Below are 21,093 nucleotides of genomic sequence, written 5' to 3' on the forward strand. Positions count from 1 at the left end.
TTTAAGACTTTTGGAAGAAAATCCTTTCAATTTTGTGTCCAAATAGTGTACGATATTTGTAAAGAGGTAAATTCAGGTCATCAGATGACCGGATCTTATATTGAGGGTGAAAGAGGGGTTCATCATGAAAGTCTCACTATTTGTCACTTGTCTTGTCGATATGTTTCAAACGAATGTTGGAAAAGCGACGGTCGAGCTGCTTGAACGGCTGGGGTGTGAGGTTGATTTTCCGGAAGGCCAGATCTGCTGCGGGCAGCCCGCATACAACAGCGGCTATGTAAATGACGCCAAAAAAGCGATGAAGCGTATGATCAAGTCGTTTCAGGAGTCAGATTATGTCGTCAGCCCATCGGGATCTTGCACAACGATGTTCAGGGAATATCCGCATTTATTCAAAGACGATCCGAAGTGGGCCGAGGAAGCGCAGCGGCTTGCGGATAAAACGTATGAGTTAACCGACTTTATCGTGAATGTGCTGGGGGTAGAGGATGTAGGCGCAACACTTCATAAAAAAGCGACCTTACATACATCGTGCCATATGACGAGGCTGCTCGGTGTGTCAGAGGAGCCGATGAAGCTGCTGAGCCATGTGAAGGGGCTTGAGTTCAAGGCACTTCCCGGAAAGCACAACTGCTGCGGCTTTGGAGGAACGTTTTCCGTCAAAATGGCGCAGATTTCTGAACAGATGGTGGATGAAAAAGTCGCGTGTGTGGAAGAGACAGAAGCTGAAGTGCTCATCGGCGCGGACTGCGGCTGTCTGATGAATATCGGGGGAAGGCTTGGCCGAAAAGACAAGAATGTCAAAGTGATGCACATCGCCGAAGTGCTCAACAGCAGATAACTAGATACAGAGGGGGAAAAGGTCATGGCGATGAAAATCGGTACTGACGCTTTTAAAGAGCGGGTATCACAGGGGCTTGACAACCAATTTATGAGAGGCGCCGTCTCAGGCGCACAAGAACGTCTGCGGACGAGGCGCCTTGAAGCCGCGGAAGAATTGGGGAATTGGGAAGAGTGGCGCTCTTTATCAGAAGAGATCAGGCAGCATGTCCTTGAAAATCTTGATTTCTACTTAGAACAGCTTGCGTCAAATGTGGCGAATAGAGGTGGACATGTTTATTTTGCCGAAACAGCGGAACAAGCGTCCTCTTATATTCGGAATGTCATTCAAAAGAAGAATGGCAAAAAAATCGTAAAATCAAAATCAATGGTCACAGAAGAAATCAATTTAAATGAAGTGCTGGAGAAGGAAGGCTGCGAAGTCGTTGAAACCGATCTTGGGGAATACATTTTGCAGATTGATGATCATGACCCGCCGTCACACATTGTCGCGCCGGCCCTTCACAAAAACAAGGAGCAAATCCGTGATGTGTTTAAAGAAAGGCTCTCCTATGAAAATACTGAAAAACCGGAAGAGCTGGTCATGCACGCGCGCGGCATTTTGCGAAAAAAATTCCTTGAAGCCGACATCGGCATTACCGGCTGCAACTTTGCCATTGCCGATACCGGTTCGGTCAGCCTTGTCACAAATGAAGGAAACGGCCGGCTTGTCACCTCGTTGCCGAAAACACAGATTACAGTGATGGGCATGGAGCGGATTGTCCCGTCTTTTTCTGAGTTTGAAGTGTTGGTCGGCATGCTGACAAGAAGCGCTGTCGGACAGCGGCTGACAAGCTACATTACCGCGCTTACAGGGCCTAAACTGGAAGGGGAAGCGGATGGCCCGGAAGAATTTCATCTTGTGATTGTCGATAATGGGCGCTCCGGCATCCTGGGCACAGAATTCCAGTCTGTGCTTCAGTGTATCCGCTGCGCGGCATGTATTAACGTATGCCCGGTGTACCGGCATGTCGGCGGGCATTCATACGGATCCATTTATTCAGGGCCGATCGGAGCGGTCTTATCGCCGCTGCTTGGCGGCTACGACGATTTTAAGGAACTTCCTTACGCATCCACATTATGTGCTGCGTGCTCGGAAGCGTGTCCGGTTAAAATCCCGCTGCATGAGCTGCTTCTCAAGCACCGGCAGAATATTGTCGAAAAAGAAGGCAAAGCGCCGATCAGTGAAAAGCTTGCGATGAAAGCATTTGGTCTCGGTTCGTCCTCCAAGTCGCTTTACAAATTGGGGTCTAAATGGGCGCCTGCTGCGATGACACCTTTTACAGAAGATGAAAAAATCTCGAAAGGCCCAGGCCCGTTAAAAGAATGGACACAAATCCGCGATTTCCCTGCACCGCATAAATCTAGATTCAGAGACTGGTTTGCAGATCGGGAAAAGAGCGAAAGCAAGGAGGAGGAGAAGAAACGATGACAAAGGGAACCATACAGCATCAGGACAGCTTTCTAAATCGGATTGCATCCAGCCTCGGCCGGGACAGAAGAACGGAAGGAGTCATCGTTCCTGATTGGACGTATCAGCCCCAGCATAAAGTGTATGAAGGATATTCAACGGATGACTTGGTCGGCGTGCTGAAAAATCAGTGTGTCAAAATCCATACGGAATTAATCGAGACTGATTCGGCGGGGCTTTATGATGCGCTTCGCGAGCAAGTGAGCCGATTCTCCGGAGGCCCTGTGATCATACCGAAAGATCCGCGATTTGAAGCGTATGGATTAGGAAGTCTGCTTCAGCAGGATTGGCCTGCTGAAGACATTCCGGTGTGGGAATGGGATGCAAAACAAGGCGAAGACAATATCGTCAAGGCCGAACAAGCTAATGTGGGGATTACATTCAGCGAAATCACGCTTGCGGAATCAGGAACGGTCGTTTTATTCTCTTCCAAAGATAAAGGAAGGTCCGTCAGTCTCCTGCCTACCACCTATATCGCCATTGTCCCTAAATCAAGCATTGTGCCGCGGATGACGCAGGCAAGCGACATTATCAAGAAGAATATCGCCGAGGGCGTCACCATTCCTTCATGTATTAACTACGTGACAGGACCGAGCAACTCGGCTGATATTGAAATGGATTTGGTCGTCGGTGTGCACGGGCCGGTAAAAGCCGCCTATATCCTTGTGCATGATAGATAAAAAGGAACCCTGGCAAATGCCGGGGTTCCTTTATTTGCTGATTGTCAAGGCCTCCTCCTTTAACGTAAACATATACTATTGTGATATAGCATGTCTCTGATTTGGAAAACTTATTTTTTTATTGAATCTAAGAGACCCATAGCCGATCATATTAATATACATATAAGAGGAGGCACCATCTTGAAAAAAACGTTTCTGGCCGTTATTTCACTGGCCATCGCTTTGGCTCTATTTACATATTCAAACACAGAAGCAAAAGCAGTGAAAATGACCCTGGGTTATACAACAGGGGACACGGCTTCTTATAACTCGCTGACGAAATTTCACAAATACCTCAATTCAATCGCAACAGATACGTTTGCCTTTGATAAAAGCGGAAATCTGATTGGGGAGGCTCCCAATAAACAGCTTACATTCGCGAAAAAAAATAAAATCAAAACATGGGCAGTCATTTCCAATTATAATGATGCGATTTCTGATTTTGACGGGGACTTAGCCAATCGCGTCATGACCAATAAAACAGCCAGAAAACACTTTATCGAGCAGCTGGTCAAGCTTGCGAAAAAACATTCATTTTACGGCGTTAATATCGACTTTGAAGCGGTGCATCCAAAAGATCGATCAAAGTATTCCAGCCTCATCCAAGATGTCTCGGCTGCTTTAAAAAAGAAAAAAATCAAAACAATGGTTTCAGTTCCTGCCAAAAGTGCAGATGATAAAGGCGACGACTGGAGCTGGCCATACGATTATGCGAAAATCGGAAAATATGCCGATTACGTACAAGTCATGACCTATGACGAACATGGCATTTGGGGCGAGCCAGGTTCTGTTGCAAGTACAAACTGGATCAAAAGCTCTTTACAATTTGCAGTGAAAAAAATCAAACCGAATAAAGTCGTCATGGGAATTCCTTCATACGGGAATGACTGGGATCTGACAGACCAAACAAACAGCACAGTAAAACAGTGGACTGAGATCAATGCCCTCAAAAAGAAGCTAAAAGCCAAGCCTGCTTACAATAAGAAAACAGGGTCGATGACGTTCTCTTATGTTGATAAAAACAAACATAAACATGTCGTTTGGTATGAAAATGAAAAAACCATTCAAACAAAAAGCCATCTGGTAAAGCAATATAAAATTGCCGGTGTCTCTGTCTATGCTTTAGGGCATGAATCGGCGTCGTTTTGGAAAGCCATTCAAGCAGGAATAAAATAATGTGAAAAAATGGATCATATGATTCGAAAGAAATATATTTTTTAGTATTGACATACAAAAGTTAAGAACGTATATTATGTTAATATATTCAGAAAATAAAGTTTCATCTAACAGAAAATAAAACACATAGATCGGGAGCAGTAAAAGAGCCAAATCAGTAACAGAGAGCTGCGGGGTGGTGCGACGCAGTCTGATTCTTCTTTGAACTCGCCCGGGAGTGGTAAGACAAAACGGAATAGAAAGAATATTCCCTATGTTTTAACGGGTAACCTACGTTATGAGGTTCAAAAGCAGGATTCTGTCACAAAAAGAATCAACAAGAGTGGTACCGCGGTCAGCCAAAGGCTCGCCGTCTCTTTATCTCATCGTATGATAAAGAGGCGGCGGGCCTTTTTTATTAAAGAAAAGAAAGCAGAGGGCGTGTATAAATGGAAAAGGACAAACAGACTTTAAAGCGGACGATGACGTCGCGGCATATTATGATGATGGCATTGGGCGGAGCGATCGGTGCAGGCTTATTTAAAGGAAGCAGCACCGCGATTGATGTAGCAGGCCCATCTGTTATTATCGCTTATCTTATCGGAGGTATTATTTTACTTTTTATTATGCAGGGATTAGCCGAAATGGCTGTTCGGAATAGTAATGCCAGAACATTCCGTGACCTTGTGCAATCTGTTTTAGGGAATTACGCGGCTTATTTTTTAGATTGGATTTACTGGAAAATGTGGGTGTTGAATATTGCGGCAGAGGCTGTAGTTGCCGCGATTTTTCTCCAGTATTGGCTGCCGGATTGTCCGATTTGGGCATTGGCGCTGGGGATTTCTCTATTGGTCACGGTTGTGAATCTGCTTTCCGTGAAAATATTTGCTGAGACGGAGTATTGGCTTGCGCTGATTAAAATTGCAGTGATTGTCATTTTTATCATATTAGGTTTACTGCTATTATTTTTTACATTCGGCAATCATTCAGCTGTAGGCTTATCTAATTTAACGGAGCACGGCGGATTTTTCCCGCATGGGCCAAGCGGGCTGATCACAGCTATGCTGGTTGTCATCTATTCTTATGGCGGCACTGAGATTATCGGTGTAACCTTGGCGGAGACAAAAAACCCTGAGAAGGTTGTACCAAAGGCTGTTCGCAGCACATTAACACGTATCGTGGCGTTTTATTTGCTGCCGTTTTTCATCATTGTCAGCCTGATTCCGTGGAATCAAGTAAATTCCGTTCCGGAAAGCCCGTTTGTCATGGTGTTTAAAATGGTTGGAGTTCCCGGTGCGGATCATATCATGAACGCAGTCATCTTGTTAGCGATTATCTCATCCATGAATTCCGGCTTATACGGTTCCTCCCGCATTTTATATACGCAGGCAATGGATGGGCGGGTTCCGAAGATGTTTTCCAAGCTTTCAAAGAAAAAAGTTCCCGTCTATGCGATTTTAATGTGTACGTCGTTTCTGTATGTAGGCGTACTGATTTCTCTATTTGCGGGCAGCCAAACCTTTACCTATTTAATGGGCTCTCTTGGCTATACGGTCTTATTTATTTGGCTGATTATCGGATTCGCCCATTTGAAATCAAGGAAAAACCAAACGGAAATGCCGAGCTATTATGTGAAATGGTTTCCTTACACCACATGGTTCGCGATCCTTTCATTAATTGCCATTCTGATAGGCGTCATCTTGACAACATCCATTGTGATTACCTGCATTACCGCAGCGATTTATCTTTTAATTACAGCGGCGTATGTGTGGAAAGGAAGACGTCATCAATAGAAAAAAACTCTTGTCTCAAGCAGACAAGAGTTTTTTATGTTCCGTTTACTGTGCAGCTTTTCCTTTGATGCCAAGCGGATTAGCGGCTTTAAGCTTTTTCGGTTTTGAGTTCACAAAACAAATACTGATGACAATGAAAAGCAGGCCAGCTAAGAGATTGAAGGTGAGCGGCTCATGAAGGAACAGCGCGCTGACCGTAATTGAAATAAGCGGAATCAAAAAAGTATAGGATGCGACCTTGCTCGCTTCTCCGGATCCGACAAGCATAAAGAACACAAGCCAGCCGAGCGCAATGACAAACACGGAGATGAACAAAAGGCTGATGACAAAAGGTGCCGTCCATTGGATCGCGGACCAGCTTTCTGTCGAAAATCCTGATATAAGTAAAAACACACTGCCGATAGTCAGCTGCAGGGCAACCATCCAAATGGAATCAACACGGCTTCCTGTTTTTTTCATAAAGACTGTCCCAAGCGCCCAGCTAATGGCTGAACCGAGCGCAAGCAGAATGCCGGTCACCGAGATGTGTCCGCTGAAGCCGGCCGCACTGATGACGGCGACACCCGCGAAACCGACTGCCAGCCCGACCAGCTTCAAAGCAAACATGGATTCGCCGAGCCACATCCAAGAGAAAATGCCCATTAATACAGGCTGAAAGAAAACGATAGCGGAAAACAAGCCGGCCGGCAGATAATTCAGCCCGATGGTTTGCAGTCCGTAAAATAATGAAATATTTAAAATGGCAGAAATAAGATAGATATGCCACGTCTGTTTAAAACGGAGCTTCTGCAGACGCGGTAAAGCAACCAATAGCAATAACAGCCCGCCGATCAGCGTCCTGATACCCGCAAATAATAAAGGCGGCGAGTAAGCGAGCGCGGCTTTTGACAGCGGCCAGTTGACTCCCCACATGACAACCAGAAACGCAAGAAAGAATGCTGTCTGCGCCTTAGAGAGCTGTTTCAATTTCAATCACTCCTTGTAGAACATTTCCATCATATGATACGGTATTAAACAAGATAAATAAAATGAATCTTTTTTATGAGGAGCATAAGTAAATAGTTATGACTATTACCCAATTGCAAGTTTTCGTAAAAATAGCTGAAACGGGAAGCTTTACAAAAGCCGGGCAGGCGCTTAATATGACGCAGCCGGCCGTCAGCCACGCGATTTCCGCGATCGAGGCCGAGCTTGGTGTGAAGCTGATCATTCGCGACCGCCGGAACGGACTGATGCTGACGGATACAGGGAAGAACATTTTGGTTCATATCAGAGAAGTATTAAAAGGGATTGAAAAAGTCGAGCAGGTCGCTGCCGCGGAAAAAGGGCTCGAGCTTGGAACGATTCATATCGGCACCTTTCCTTCCGCGTCCGCTCATTTTATGCCAAAGCTGATCAGTGTGTTTAAACAAAAGTATCCGAAGCTTGAGCTGATTTTGCATGAAGGAACAGTAGATGAGGTGAGAGAATGGCTTCAATCACGGATTATTGATGCAGGCATTCTGCTTTTCCCCGCTCGGGATATGGAATATATTCCGCTCAAAAAAGACAAGATGGTTGTGGTGCTTCGCGATGACCACCCGCTGTGCAGCCGTTCAGCCATTACGCTGAACGATTTAGACCAAGAACCGATGGTTGTATGTTATGGAGGCTATGAATCTCCCTTTATTGAATTATTTAAGCAGGCCGGTTCCACGCTCAACACAGCGTATACCGTTTATAACGTCAATACCTCCATCAATATGATCCGAGAAGGCTTAGGGCTTGCGATTATATCCGAGCTTTCCATGTCCGGAATGCCGCTGCCCGAGCATGTGGTGACGCGTGATCTTGACCCGCAGGTGTTCAGAGAGATCCAGCTCGCTGTTCCTTCATTAAAGGAAGCCTCGCTTGCGGCCAAGCTTTTTATTCAGACCGCTCAGGAACTGTTTACGTAACACCCATCTCCCGTCTCATCTTCAGAAGCATCGGTATAAGCAATCAATGCGGAGCGCATATGGCGCTGCGCATTTTTTATGCTTGTGTATTTCCTTGGATTTATCATTGTTCGAATTTCATCGAATCAATTTCTTTAAATGGGTAGTACGGGTGTGGTATGGTGGTTCTTAGATGCCCTTCGGTAAAGAAAGGCTCAAGATATTTTTAAATTGCACACGCAAACGGCATCAGGCCGTTCACTTACATCACATCTTAAAAGGAGAGAAAAATGTCAAACAAACAACTGAAAGATACAAGGTTTTCCGTATTGAATTTATCTCCTATCGTCAAAGGAGGAACTGTTGAAGAAGCCTTTAAAAACAGCATGGATTTAGCCCGCCGCGCGGAAGAATGGGGTTATAACCGCTACTGGCTTGCCGAGCATCACAATATTGAAGGTGTCGCAAGCTCGGCGACGTCCGTATTAATCGGCCATATAGCCGGCGGAACAAAAAAAATCCGCGTCGGTTCCGGCGGAATTATGCTGCCGAACCATTCCTCGCTGGTCATTGCGGAACAATTCGGAACCCTTGAAACTCTCTATCCCGGCCGAATTGATTTAGGGCTGGGCCGGGCGCCGGGTACCGATCAATTAACGGCAAGAGCATTAAGAAGAAATGTAAACAGCGGTGAAGATTTTCCCGAACAGCTGGACGAATTGCGCAATTACTTTAAGCCGTCAGGAAACGTACGCAATCAAGTCCGCGCCATCCCTGGAGAAGGCTTGGATGTGCCGATCTGGCTGCTTGGTTCAAGCGGCTTCAGCGCCCGTCTTGCCGGTGAGCTCGGGCTTCCGTTCGCATTTGCGGCTCATTTCTCACCGGCGAATACCGTTCCTGCATTAGAGCTGTACCGCAATTCCTTTACGCCGTCAGATGTATTGGACGAACCGTATGCAATGGTCGGTGTAACAGTTATTGCCGCCGATAAGAATGAAAAAGCGCAGCGTCTCGCGACCTCGCATTATCAGAAATTTTTAGACCTTGTCCGCGGCACACCGAACCAGCTTAAACCGCCTGTCGAAGATATGGACCAAATCTGGAGTCCGTATGAAAAAGCGATGGTCAATGAGCAGCTCAGTTCCACGATTATCGGCGGTCCGAAAGAGGTAAAGGCGAAGCTTGAAGACTTTATCCGGACGACCGGGGCTGACGAAATCATGGTGAATTCTGAAACCTTTGAGCACAGCGACAGACTGCGCTCCTTTGAAATCATCGCCGATATTATGAAAAACAGCTGAGTTCTTTCAATATATTCATACACAAAAAAGCAATGTAATGGGAATTCCATCACATTGCTTTTTTTATTCCCCAATTTTCTTCACCGAATGGCGGATGATTAATTCCGGTTCGAAAATCACATCATCCTGCTTTGGCTTTTTATGTTCCAGACAGTCAATCACATATTTCGCTGCGGCTTTTCCCATCGCGGATTTCGGATGCTTGACCGAAGTCAGCTTCACCTCGGAAATCTGGGCGAAATGAGAATCATCATAACCGACGATCGAAATATCGTCAGGCACCTTCAGACCGATGTCACGGATCGTATTGATAACCTTCAAAGCGATTTCATCATTGTAGCAAAGGATCGCCGTTGGCCTGCTGCTGTTCTTTTCAAGAATGTGTTTCACTTTTTCCAGCAAAATCAATTCCTTTTCCTCTGTTGTAAACGTAACAATCATGTCAGGGGAAGGAAATAGCTGGCGGTCGCGGTGTGCCTGAATATAACCGTTCATTCGTTTGACGCCCTGCGTGTCATCAGCTTTAAAAATCCCCATAATCTGAGTGTGCCCGAGAGAAAACAGATGCTCGGCTGCCATCATGCCGCCTTTTATGTCATCTACGCGAAAGCTTGGCGCCGCCAGCTCAGTATACGATGCGTTCATCATCGCAAACGGGATTCCGTTTTTTTCGAGGTTAAGATAATACCCTATATTCGGGGTTTGCATTGCGCTTTTCGTCGGTTCGACAATGAGCCCGTCAATATTTTTAGACAGCAGGTTCTCTAGGCCTCTTCTTTCGTTTTCTGTCTGATTGTTTGTGCTTGTAAGCAGCATGGAATAGCCCTTCTCACTTAAATAAGACTCAATCCCCCTGATAATGCTCGGAAAAATATAGTCTGATATGTATGTTGTCAGAACACCGATCGTTTTGTTGGAATGGATGGCCGACTTTGAGGAGCGGGAGGCGACAAAAGTGCCCCCGCCTTGCACGCTGTAAAGCAGTCCTTGTGACACGAGGTCTCCGATTGCTTTACGTATCGTATGGCGGCTAACACCGAATTGCTGCATTAATTCACTTTCTGTCGGCAGTTTTTGATCAGGCAGAATTTTGCCTTGATTAATCCATGAACAAATTTCTTCTTTTACTTGAACATATTTCGGTAACATGTGAATTCCTCCAAAATGTATACGCACAAATTTTAGTATAACACAGCCATCTGTACAATAAAATGTAATAAACTCATGATCAGATTTATTTGTACGTTCAAATGAAGGATTAACGCAGATTATGTTGAATATAAGTACGTACAATATGTGTATTCACACAGAAATGAAAACGCTTTTATTAACGCATTTCTATAGGAGGGTGTATAACATGAAGAATAATCCGGCACAAACTGAACCGAATGTCCCTGTAACGAGAGGCCATTCAATGGGTTTTGTGATTCTCATTTCTTGTGCGGCCGGGCTGGGCGGATTGCTGTACGGCTATGACACGGCGGTGATTTCTGGAGCGATCGGCTTCCTGAAGGATTTATATCGCCTGACCCCCTTTATGGAGGGGCTTGTGATTTCCAGCATTATGATCGGCGGTGTATTTGGCGCCGGTATTTCCGGATTTTTGAGTGACAGGTTCGGGCGAAAAAAAATCTTGATGACCGCGGCTCTTCTATTCGCCATTTCCGCCGTGGTTTCAGCAATTTCCCGCGATGTTTCTACATTAATTATTGCGCGGGTGATCGGCGGCTTGGGTATCGGCATGGCTTCCTCGCTGTCCGTAACCTATATTACGGAAGCCGCTCCGCCGGCGATACGCGGCAGTTTGTCTTCTCTGTACCAGCTTTTTACGATCCTAGGCATCTCGGCAACGTATTTTATTAATCTGGCGGTTCAAAGGTCAGGCACATACGAATGGGGCGTGCATACCGGATGGAGATGGATGCTTGCCTATGGGATGATTCCGTCAGTGATCTTCTTTCTTGTTCTGCTGGTTGTGCCTGAGAGTCCGCGTTGGCTGGCAAAAGCGGGCAGGACCAAAGAAGCTTTGGCTGTTCTTCAGCGAATAAACGGGGAAGCCGCAGCTAAAGAAGAAATCAAAAATATCGAAAAATCCTTGCAAATTGAAAAGATGGGGTCATTATCCCAGCTTTTCAAACCTGGTCTTAGAAAGGCGCTTGTCATCGGTATTTTGTTAGCCCTTTTTAATCAGGTGATCGGCATGAACGCGATTACATATTATGGGCCGGAAATTTTCAAAATGATTGGTTTTGGCCAGAACGCAGGGTTTGTCACGACTTGTATTGTCGGGGTTGTGGAAGTGATTTTTACGGTCATTGCCGTGTTGCTCATTGATAAAGTCGGCCGGAAAAAATTAATGTCCATCGGATCTGCATTTATGGCTGTTTTTATGATCTTAATCGGAACATCATTTTATTTTCATCTGACAAGCGGTCTTATGCTGATCTTTTTCATTTTAGGCTTTGTCGCTGCGTTCTGCGTATCGGTCGGACCGATCACATGGATCATGATTTCAGAAATATTCCCGAATCATCTCCGCGCAAGAGCAGCAGGAATCGCCACTATATTTTTATGGGGCGCCAACTGGGCGATCGGGCAATTTGTGCCGATGATGATCAGCTCATTCGGCCTTGCGTATACATTCTGGATCTTCGCCGTCATCAACATTCTTTGTTTTCTGTTTGTATTCACGATTTGCCCGGAAACGAAAAACAAATCCCTTGAAGAGATCGAACAGCTTTGGATAAAAGATAAAAATGAAAGCGTTTCAAATTTTAATTGAAAACCGGAGTCCTTTCATTCGAGAGGACTTTTTTTAATTCATCTGCACGCATGTCAAGCAGCCTGTATATAATGAATCTATATCCCCCATACTAAAATAAGAGGCAAGCCGGGCTGCCGGCAGTGCGAATATTGTCGATAATTAACCTTTAACAGTTGAATAAACAATTACACCCTGTTAAAATAATTAAAGAAAGCAGAAATAATTTTTTTTGGCTATGATGGGACGTTTTTTGTCATAGTGGGACGTTTTAAGTCCAGGTGTGAATAGAAAGGAACGTTTAAACCATGAACCAATTAATACAAGCACAAAAAAAATTATTGCCTGATCTTCTGGTTGTGATGCAAAAAAGATTCGAAATCTTGCAGTATATCAGGCTGACAGAACCCATTGGGCGAAGAAGCCTGTCTGCCAGTCTCGGAATCAGCGAGCGTGTGTTGAGAGGTGAGGTTCAGTTTCTTAAAGAACAGAACCTGGTCGAAGTTAAAACAAACGGCATGACATTGACGGAAGAAGGCTACTCACTGCTTTCTATTCTGGAAGATACGATGAAAGATGTTTTAGGTTTGACTGTTTTGGAAAAGACATTAAAGGAACGTTTAAATCTAAGTGATGCCATCATCGTATCCGGAGACAGCGATCAATCCCCTTGGGTCAAAAAAGAATTAGGGAGAGCGGCTGTCGCATGTATGAAAAAAAGATTTTCTGGAAAAAATATCGTCGCTGTTACTGGCGGTACGACAATTGAGGCTGTCGCTGAGATGATGACGCCGGATTCAAAGAACCGTGAGCTTTTGTTTGTGCCTGCAAGAGGCGGTTTAGGCGAGAATGTCAAAAATCAGGCGAACACCATATGTGCGCATATGGCAGAAAAGGCTTCAGGCACTTACCGGCTTTTGTTTGTTCCGGGACAGCTTTCTCAAGGCGCATACTCATCTATTATTGAAGAGCCTTCGGTTAAAGAGGTGCTGACCACGATTAAATCCGCAAGTATGCTGGTTCACGGAATCGGCGAAGCTAAAACAATGGCGGAGCGGCGAAACACCCCTCTGGAAGACTTAAAGAAAATTGATGAAAACCACGCCGTGACAGAAGCTTTCGGCTACTACTTTAATTCTGACGGTGAAGTTGTCCATAAGGTGCATTCGGTCGGAATGCAGCTGGATGACCTTGACGCGATTCCGGATATTATTGCGGTAGCGGGCGGATCATCAAAAGCCGGGGCGATCGAGGCTTACTTTAAAAAGCCCCGCAATACGGTCCTCGTCACTGACGAAGGAGCGGCAAAGAAGTTATTAAGGGATATAAACAGTCCCTCAATATAAATATCTCTCACTTATTTAAAGGAGGAAACAATCATGGCAGTAAAAGTCGGTATTAACGGATTTGGTCGTATTGGACGTAACGTATTCCGCGCAGCGTTAAAAAATTCTGAAGTTGAGGTAGTAGCAGTTAACGATTTAACAGACGCTAATATGCTTGCTCATCTTTTACAATATGATTCTGTACACGGAAAATTGGACGCAGAAGTTTCTGTTGACGGAAACAACCTAGTGGTAAACGGCAAAACAATCGAGGTTTCTGCTGAACGCGATCCTGCTAAACTTAGCTGGGGCAAACAAGGCGTTGAAATCGTAGTTGAATCTACTGGTTTCTTCACAAAACGCGCAGACGCTGCAAAACACTTAGAAGCTGGCGCGAAAAAAGTAATCATCTCTGCACCTGCTAACGAAGAAGATATCACAATCGTAATGGGTGTTAACGAAGACAAATACGATGCGGCTAACCATGACGTTATCTCTAATGCTTCATGTACAACAAACTGCTTAGCTCCATTCGCAAAAGTACTTAACGATAAATTCGGCATCAAACGCGGTATGATGACAACTGTTCACTCTTACACGAATGATCAGCAAATCCTTGATCTTCCGCACAAAGACTACCGTCGTGCGCGTGCAGCAGCTGAAAACATCATCCCAACATCAACTGGCGCTGCAAAAGCTGTTTCTCTAGTTCTTCCTGAACTAAAAGGAAAACTAAACGGCGGAGCAATGCGTGTTCCAACTCCAAACGTATCTCTAGTTGACTTGGTTGCTGAACTTAACCAAGACGTAACGGCTGAAGATGTAAATGCAGCTCTTAAAGAAGCGGCTGAAGGAGATCTTAAAGGAATCCTTGGCTACAGCGAAGAGCCATTAGTTTCTGGTGACTACAATGGTAACCAAAACTCTTCTACAATCGATGCTCTTTCTACAATGGTAATGGAAGGCAGCATGGTAAAAGTAATCTCTTGGTACGATAACGAAAGCGGATATTCTAACCGCGTTGTTGACCTTGCAGCTTACATCGCGAAACAAGGTCTTTAATTCATAGCTGATAAAGGGCCGGACTTGGTTCTTTTGTATAGAAACGCTATAATGAAAGCGGACAAGGGAAGGGGACGGACTCCCTTTCCCTTTTTCCATGAAGACCGGCTTTCAGAAAACGCCGGATAAGTGCTTACCCCGCGTTTTGCTTGCGTTGGCGGCGCCTTCATGTTTTTGGCCGACTGCCCTGGCTAAAACCATGATCTGCCCTGTGCCGGCTTTCGTTTGCAATCTGCCCCGCGGTTTAAGAGTGCTTGATCAGGCGGTTTCACGTTTTTCGTGCTGTTTGTAAACCATTTTGAAGGAGGATCTCCTAAAGCATGAATAAGAAAACTTTAAAAGACATCGACGTAAAAGGTAAGGTTGTATTCTGCCGCGTTGACTTTAACGTTCCAATGAAAGACGGGGAAGTAACAGACGATACTCGTATCCGCGCTGCGCTTCCAACAATCAAACACCTTGCAGACCAAGGCGCGAAAGTCCTTCTAGCGAGCCATTTAGGCCGCCCGAAAGGCGAAGTCGTTGAGGAGCTTCGTTTAACTCCTGTGGCAGCGCGTTTAGGAGAACTGCTTGGCAAAGAAGTGAAAAAAGCGGATGAAGCTTACGGCGATGCTGTTCAAGCGCAAATTTCCGACATGAAGGACGGAGACGTTCTTGTGTTAGAAAACGTACGTTTCTATCCTGGCGAAGAAAAAAATGATCCTGAACTTTCAAAAGCATTCGCAGCGCTTGCTGACGTATACGTGAATGACGCATTCGGCGCCGCTCACCGCGCGCACGCATCAACTGCGGGAATCGCTGAGCATCTGCCGGCTGTTGCAGGTTTCTTAATGGAGAAAGAGCTTGACGTTCTCGGAAAAGCGGTCTCCAATCCTGAGCGCCCGTTCACAGCAATCATCGGCGGAGCGAAAGTAAAAGACAAAATCGGCGTCATCGAAAGTCTTCTTGATAAAGTGGACAACCTGATTATCGGCGGCGGTCTTGCTTACACATTTGTAAAAGCATTAGGCTACGAAGTCGGAAAATCTCTTCTTGAAGAAGATAAAATTGAGCTTGCGAAAACCTTTATGGACCGCGCAAAAGAAAAAGGCGTTAATTTCTACATGCCTGAAGATGTATTGGTAGCAGATGATTTCTCTAACGATGCAAACACAAAAATCGTGCCGATCTCTGAAATCCCTAGCGATTTAGAAGCGATTGACATCGGAACGAAAACACGTGAAACGTACGCTGATGTTATCAAAAACAGCAAGCTTGTCGTATGGAACGGACCTATGGGTGTATTCGAAATCGACTTGTTCGCACAAGGAACAAAAGCGGTTGCTGAAGCTTTGGCAGAGGCAAAAGATACATACTCTGTCATCGGCGGAGGAGATTCTGCGGCAGCGGTTGAGAAATTCGGCCTTGCTGATAAAATGAGCCACATTTCAACAGGCGGCGGCGCTTCTCTTGAATTCATGGAAGGCAAAGAGCTTCCTGGAGTCAGCGCGTTAAACGATAAGTAAGACAAAACTGCTATAAGGAAGTGGAACAGATGAGAAAACCAATTATAGCCGGTAACTGGAAAATGAACAAAACACTCGGCGAAGCTGTCAGCTTTGTTGAAGAAGTGAAATCTTCCATCCCAGCAGCAGACAAAGCTGAAGCTGTAGTTTGCGCACCAGCGCTTTTCTTAGAAAAACTGGCTACAGCTGTGAAAGGCACTGACCTTAAAGTCGGCGCCCAAAACATGCACTTTGAAGAAAACGGCGCGTTCACAGGCGAAATCAGCCCGGTAGCATTGAAAGACCTTGGCGTTGAATACTGCGTCATCGGCCACTCAGAGCGCCGCGAAATGTTCGCTGAAACGGACGAAACGGTTAACAAAAAAGCACACGCTGCTTTCAAACACGGCATTGTGCCGATTATCTGTGTAGGCGAAACGCTTGAAGAGCGTGAAGCAGGCAAAACAAACGATCTTGTTGCAGATCAAGTGAAAAAAGGCCTTGCCGGACTTTCTCAAGATCAAGTCGCAGAATCTGTTATTGCTTACGAGCCTATTTGGGCAATCGGAACAGGCAAATCTTCTACATCTCAAGATGCAAATGACGTGTGCGCGCACATCCGTCAAACAGTTGCTGGCGAATTCGGCCAAGAAACTGCTGACAAACTGCGCATTCAATACGGCGGAAGCGTAAAGCCTGCCAACATTAAAGAATATATGGCCCAGTCCGATATTGACGGTGCTTTGGTTGGCGGCGCAAGCTTAGAGCCACAGTCATTCGTTCAATTATTGGAGGAAGGTCAATATGAGTAAAAAACCAGCTGCACTCATCATTCTTGATGGGTTCGGATTACGCAATGAAACAGTAGGTAACGCAGTAGCCCAAGCGAATAAACCGAATTTTGACCGCTATTGGAACCAGTATCCTCATCAGACATTAACTGCTTCAGGTGAAGCTGTCGGCCTCCCTGAGGGTCAAATGGGGAACTCCGAAGTAGGCCACTTAAATATCGGTGCCGGGCGCATCGTGTACCAAAGCTTAACACGCGTGAATGTTGCCATCCGTGAAGGAGAATTTGAACGCAATCAAACATTCCTTGACGCGATCAGCCACGCGAAAGAAAACAACAAAGCCTTGCACCTGTTCGGCCTTCTGTCTGACGGAGGCGTACACAGCCATATTAATCATTTGTTCGCACTGTTAAAGCTTGCGAAAAATGAAGGGCTGACAAAGGTATACATCCACGGTTTCTTGGACGGCCGCGATGTAGGTCCGCAAACAGCGAAAACTTACATTAAGCAGCTGAATGACCAAATCGAAGAAATCGGTATCGGCGAGATTGCCAGCATTTCCGGACGCTATTACTCCATGGACCGCGACAAACGCTGGGACCGTGTAGAAAAAGCGTACCGCGCAATGGCATACGGCGAAGGTCCGACATACCGCAGCGCGATGGATGTTGTTGAAGATTCTTATGCGAACGGAATTTATGATGAATTCGTCATTCCGTCCGTCATCACAAAAGAAAACGGTGAGCCTGTTGCGAAGATTCAGGACGGCGATTCTGTGATTTTCTATAATTTCAGACCGGACCGCGCTATCCAGATTTCCAACACGTTTACAAATAAAGATTTCCGCGATTTCGACCGCGGTGAAAATCATCCGAAGAACCTGCATTTCGTCTGCCTGACACATTTCAGTGAAACAGTTGACGGATATGTCGCGTTTAAACCGATGAATCTTGATAATACTGTCGGGGAAGTATTGGCACAGCATGGATTAAAACAGCTTCGCATTGCCGAAACTGAAAAGTATCCGCACGTCACGTTCTTTATGAGCGGCGGACGTGAAGCTGAATTCCCTGGTGAAGAACGCATCCTCATCAATTCGCCGAAAGTCGCAACGTACGACTTAAAGCCTGAGATGAGCGCGTATGAAGTAAAGGATGCGCTTGTGAAGGATATCGCTGATGACAAGCATGACGCGATTATCTTAAACTTTGCGAATCCGGATATGGTCGGACACTCCGGAATGGTGGAACCGACAATTAAAGCAATTGAAGCAGTGGATGAATGCTTAGGCGAAGTGGTCGATGCCATCATCGCTAAAGGCGGACACGCCATCATTACCGCTGATCACGGTAATGCTGACATTCTGATTACAGAATCAGGCGAACCGCACACTGCGCATACGACAAACCCTGTCCCTGTTATTGTGACAAAAGAAGGCGTGACATTACGCGAGGGCGGAATCCTAGGCGACCTTGCACCAACGCTTCTTGACCTTCTGAACGTTGAAAAACCGAAAGAAATGACGGGAACTTCTTTAATTCAAAAATAATTGCAAACAAAAAGGAGAGACAAACACATGCCATACATTGTTGATGTTTATGCACGTGAAGTATTAGACTCACGCGGCAACCCAACAGTTGAAGTTGAAGTATATACAGAATCAGGAGCATTCGGCCGCGCATTAGTTCCAAGCGGAGCTTCTACAGGTGAATACGAAGCAGTTGAGCTTCGTGACGGCGACAAAGACCGTTACCTTGGAAAAGGCGTGTTAACAGCTGTTAACAACGTAAACGAAATTATTTCTCCAGAGCTTCTTGGCTTTGATGTAACAGAACAAAACGCAATTGACCAGCTTTTAATCGAGCTTGACGGAACTGAAAACAAAGGCAAGCTTGGCGCTAACGCAATCCTTGGTGTATCTATGGCTGTTGCACGCGCTGCTGCTGATTTCTTACAGATTCCTCTTTATCAATATCTTGGAGGATTCAACTCAAAAACGCTTCCTGTACCGATGATGAACATCGTCAACGGCGGAGAGCATGCTGATAACAACGTTGACATTCAAGAATTCATGATTATGCCTGTAGGTGCTGAGAACTTCCGTGAAGCGCTTCGCATGGGCGCTCAAATCTTCCACAGCTTGAAATCAGTTCTTGCTGCTAAAGGCATGAACACAGCTGTAGGTGACGAAGGCGGATTCGCTCCAAACCTAGGTTCTAACGAAGAAGCTCTTCAAACAATCGTTGAAGCGATTGAAAAAGCCGGCTTCAAACCTGGTGAAGAAGTGAAATTGGCAATGGATGCTGCATCTTCTGAGTTCTACAACAAAGAAGACGGCAAATACCATCTTTCTGGCGAAGGCGTTGTTAAAACTTCTGCTGAAATGGTTGACTGGTACGAAGAAATGGCTTCTAAATACCCAATCATCTCAATCGAAGACGGCCTTGACGAAAACGACTGGGAAGGTCACAAACTTCTTACAGAACGCCTTGGCAAAAAAGTACAGCTTGTGGGTGACGATCTATTCGTTACAAACACGAAAAAATTGGCTGAAGGCATCAAAAACGGCGTAGGCAACTCTATTCTGATCAAAGTAAACCAAATCGGTACATTGACTGAAACATTCGATGCAATCGAAATGGCGAAACGCGCAGGATACACAGCTGTTATCTCTCACCGTTCTGGTGAAACAGAAGACAGCACAATCGCTGACATCGCTGTGGCAACAAACGCAGGCCAAATCAAAACAGGTGCTCCGTCTCGTACGGACCGTGTTGCGAAATACAACCAATTGCTTCGCATCGAAGACCAATTGGCTGAAACGGCTCAATACCACGGCATTAACACTTTCTATAACTTGAACAAGTAATAATAAAAGACCGCCGAGAATTTCTCGGCGGCTTTTTTATATTCAATATGAACTCAATACCTCTTTGAGACTTTTTTACATCTCCATGTCTTTTCACTCAGCGAAAAACCAACAGTTCCCTCCTTTTATATTAGATTAATTTGGTAATTAATATTCATTTTTCTCATTTTTAAAGGAATCATTACGATTGAACCGAAGAGAAGAAGTTTAATAAGAGGAGGGATTTGATGAAATATGTATTTATGTCAGCAGCACTTGCCGCAAGCTTTATATGGGGAGTGCCTGCTGATCTGGTAAAGGAGAAGCAGATTCAATCAGCCTCGGTGATTGAGTCAAAGTTTGATGCGGACGGCGCGTTTGAAACCATTCATGATTTGAGTGAGACAATAGGGCCTAGGGAAACAGGAACAGACAAAGAGAAGGAAGCGGCAGAGTATTTATCAAATCGGCTGCGGGCTGAAGGCGTATCGGTTCGTATACAGCCGTTTGAATTAAAAAACTACTTTTCCGGCTCTATCACGGCGGGCGATCACGAATTTCCGATTCGGTCAGCAGATGATGCTGCTGTAAAGGATGAAGTGAAAATAGACGCTCCCATTTACGATGGAGGTTATGGTTTAAGCCGTGATTTAAAAGGTGCCGAGGGCAGAATAGCAGTCATAAGGGAGGGGAAAATCCCGGTATCTCAAAAAATAAAACATGCGGAAAAAGCAAACGCAGCCGCTGTCATTATTTATAATCATAAGACAAAACCGCTTGCCATACGCCCCAATAAGGAAAAGAATATAACCATACCGACAGCGGGTATGAAGAAAGAAGACGGGGAAGCCTTATTGAAAGAGAAGCAGGCTGTGATTCAGTTTAAGAACTATCAACACCGCATCTCGCGAAACGTAATAGGGACCCGCAAAGCGAAAAGCTCGAAGCATCCTGATATTATTTACGTCACCGCCCATTATGACAGTGTACAAGGAGCACCGGGAGCAGATGATAATGCATCAGGTACGTCTGCTGTACTGGAAATGAGCAAGATGTTTAAGAACCTGCCAGATAATAAAGAGATTCGGTTTATTTTATTTGGCTCAGAAGAATTGTGGTCCGCCGGTTCATCCTATTATGTCAGTAAACTGACAAAGGATGAGATCAAACAAAGCCAGGTGAACTTTAATGCAGATATGATTGCGACTGACTGGAAAGAAGCCAGTCAACTATTCGTGACCACTCCTGACGGTAAGACCAATCAAAGTATCAGATATGCTGTAAATGCCGCTGAAAAGCAGCATATCAAGAAACCAAGTCTTATTCAACTCGGCTATTCTGATCATGTCTCTTTTTATGAGGCGGGTATTGCTTCTGCCAATTGGATTTGGCTTAGCCCTGAAACGAATGAGCCGGGCCCTTGGTATCACACAAGCAATGACAATATGGAACACATTAACAAGGATAGATTAAAGAGTGCAGGGGAGCTTATTTCTGCTTCCGTATCAGAAGCTATTCAAGATTGATTAAGCAGGCTCCGGCCTGTTTTTTATTTTTCAGTATATTCTTTTAATTAGGGGGAAAGTTC

General features: G+C 45.3%; 17 protein-coding genes and 1 other annotated feature. Of the genes, 15 read left to right on the forward strand and 2 right to left on the reverse strand.

The features are described 5' to 3' along the window. The first annotated feature begins 124 nt into the window (after positions 1-124). From AXI57_RS03350 to AXI57_RS03370, 5 genes are all read left to right on the forward strand, one after another. Positions 125-841 (forward strand): (Fe-S)-binding protein, encoded by a 717-nt coding sequence (locus AXI57_RS03350; RefSeq protein ID WP_061669233.1) that lies wholly within the window; start codon positions 125-127, stop codon positions 839-841. A 24-nt stretch (positions 842-865) separates the two neighbouring features. Further along, positions 866-2,311, forward strand: a complete 1,446-nt coding sequence (locus AXI57_RS03355) for a LutB/LldF family L-lactate oxidation iron-sulfur protein (RefSeq protein WP_003326858.1) — start codon at positions 866-868, stop codon at positions 2,309-2,311. Further along, positions 2,308-3,030 carry a LutC/YkgG family protein gene (locus AXI57_RS03360; protein WP_061669234.1) on the forward strand — a complete coding sequence of 241 codons (723 nt, stop codon included), beginning with the start codon at positions 2,308-2,310 and terminating at the stop codon, positions 3,028-3,030. The genes AXI57_RS03355 and AXI57_RS03360 overlap by 4 nt, the downstream gene beginning before the upstream one ends. A gap of 180 nt (positions 3,031-3,210) precedes the next feature. Further along, on the forward strand, positions 3,211-4,245 hold the full coding sequence (locus AXI57_RS03365; RefSeq protein WP_061669235.1) for a glycosyl hydrolase family 18 protein: 1,035 nt from the start codon (positions 3,211-3,213) through the stop codon (positions 4,243-4,245). Positions 4,246-4,363: 118 nt separating this feature from the next. Beyond that, positions 4,364-4,605 (forward strand) — a binding site (T-box leader). A 68-nt stretch (positions 4,606-4,673) separates the two neighbouring features. After that, complete coding sequence (locus AXI57_RS03370; protein ID WP_010789979.1) at positions 4,674-6,017, forward strand: amino acid permease; 1,344 nt, start codon at positions 4,674-4,676, stop codon at positions 6,015-6,017. Between the two features lie 45 nt (positions 6,018-6,062). Here AXI57_RS03370 and AXI57_RS03375 read toward each other — a convergent pair whose 3' ends face one another. Then, positions 6,063-6,983 carry a DMT family transporter gene (locus AXI57_RS03375; RefSeq protein ID WP_061669236.1) on the reverse strand — a complete coding sequence of 307 codons (921 nt, stop codon included), beginning with the start codon at positions 6,981-6,983 and terminating at the stop codon, positions 6,063-6,065. A gap of 98 nt (positions 6,984-7,081) precedes the next feature. Here AXI57_RS03375 and AXI57_RS03380 point away from each other — a divergent pair, with 98 nt between their 5' ends. Together AXI57_RS03380 and AXI57_RS03385 are read left to right on the forward strand one after the other, a co-directional pair. Further along, a complete protein-coding gene (locus tag AXI57_RS03380; protein WP_003326863.1) occupies positions 7,082-7,954 on the forward strand; it encodes a LysR family transcriptional regulator in 873 nt (290 codons plus the stop codon). Positions 7,955-8,223: 269 nt separating this feature from the next. Then, positions 8,224-9,234 carry an LLM class flavin-dependent oxidoreductase gene (locus tag AXI57_RS03385; RefSeq protein ID WP_003326864.1) on the forward strand — a complete coding sequence of 337 codons (1,011 nt, stop codon included), beginning with the start codon at positions 8,224-8,226 and terminating at the stop codon, positions 9,232-9,234. Between the two features lie 63 nt (positions 9,235-9,297). On the opposite strand, the gene AXI57_RS03390 is transcribed toward AXI57_RS03385, so the two are convergent. Next, positions 9,298-10,383 (reverse strand): arabinose utilization transcriptional regulator AraR, encoded by a 1,086-nt coding sequence (locus AXI57_RS03390; RefSeq protein WP_003326865.1) that lies wholly within the window; start codon positions 10,381-10,383, stop codon positions 9,298-9,300. Between the two features lie 208 nt (positions 10,384-10,591). Between AXI57_RS03390 and AXI57_RS03395 the strand changes: the two genes are divergently transcribed. The 8 genes from AXI57_RS03395 (at position 10,592) to AXI57_RS03430 (ending at position 21,031) form a co-directional block, all read left to right on the forward strand. Continuing rightward, entirely contained in the window at positions 10,592-12,016 is a 1,425-nt protein-coding gene (locus AXI57_RS03395) for an arabinose-proton symporter AraE (RefSeq protein ID WP_061669237.1), read from the forward strand. A 287-nt stretch (positions 12,017-12,303) separates the two neighbouring features. Continuing rightward, on the forward strand, positions 12,304-13,341 hold the full coding sequence (gene cggR / locus AXI57_RS03400; protein WP_061669238.1) for a gapA transcriptional regulator CggR: 1,038 nt from the start codon (positions 12,304-12,306) through the stop codon (positions 13,339-13,341). Positions 13,342-13,374: 33 nt separating this feature from the next. Beyond that, positions 13,375-14,382 carry a type I glyceraldehyde-3-phosphate dehydrogenase gene (gap, locus tag AXI57_RS03405; RefSeq protein WP_003326869.1) on the forward strand — a complete coding sequence of 336 codons (1,008 nt, stop codon included), beginning with the start codon at positions 13,375-13,377 and terminating at the stop codon, positions 14,380-14,382. A 320-nt stretch (positions 14,383-14,702) separates the two neighbouring features. Next, positions 14,703-15,887, forward strand: a complete 1,185-nt coding sequence (locus tag AXI57_RS03410; RefSeq protein ID WP_010789974.1) for a phosphoglycerate kinase — start codon at positions 14,703-14,705, stop codon at positions 15,885-15,887. 29 nt (positions 15,888-15,916) lie between these two features. After that, positions 15,917-16,678, forward strand: coding sequence for a triose-phosphate isomerase (gene tpiA / locus AXI57_RS03415; protein ID WP_003326872.1), 762 nt, complete (start codon positions 15,917-15,919; stop codon positions 16,676-16,678). Beyond that, positions 16,671-18,206: a 2,3-bisphosphoglycerate-independent phosphoglycerate mutase gene (gpmI, locus tag AXI57_RS03420; RefSeq protein WP_010789973.1), complete on the forward strand. Its 1,536-nt coding sequence runs from the start codon at positions 16,671-16,673 to the stop codon at positions 18,204-18,206. The genes tpiA and gpmI overlap by 8 nt, the downstream gene beginning before the upstream one ends. A gap of 27 nt (positions 18,207-18,233) precedes the next feature. After that, positions 18,234-19,526, forward strand: coding sequence for a phosphopyruvate hydratase (gene eno, locus AXI57_RS03425; protein ID WP_013390661.1), 1,293 nt, complete (start codon positions 18,234-18,236; stop codon positions 19,524-19,526). Between the two features lie 227 nt (positions 19,527-19,753). Then, positions 19,754-21,031 (forward strand): M28 family peptidase, encoded by a 1,278-nt coding sequence (locus AXI57_RS03430; protein WP_003326875.1) that lies wholly within the window; start codon positions 19,754-19,756, stop codon positions 21,029-21,031. Positions 21,032-21,093: the final 62 nt, after the last annotated feature.

It is taken from the genome of Bacillus atrophaeus (assembly GCF_001584335.1).
Classification (GTDB): domain Bacteria; phylum Bacillota; class Bacilli; order Bacillales; family Bacillaceae; genus Bacillus; species Bacillus atrophaeus.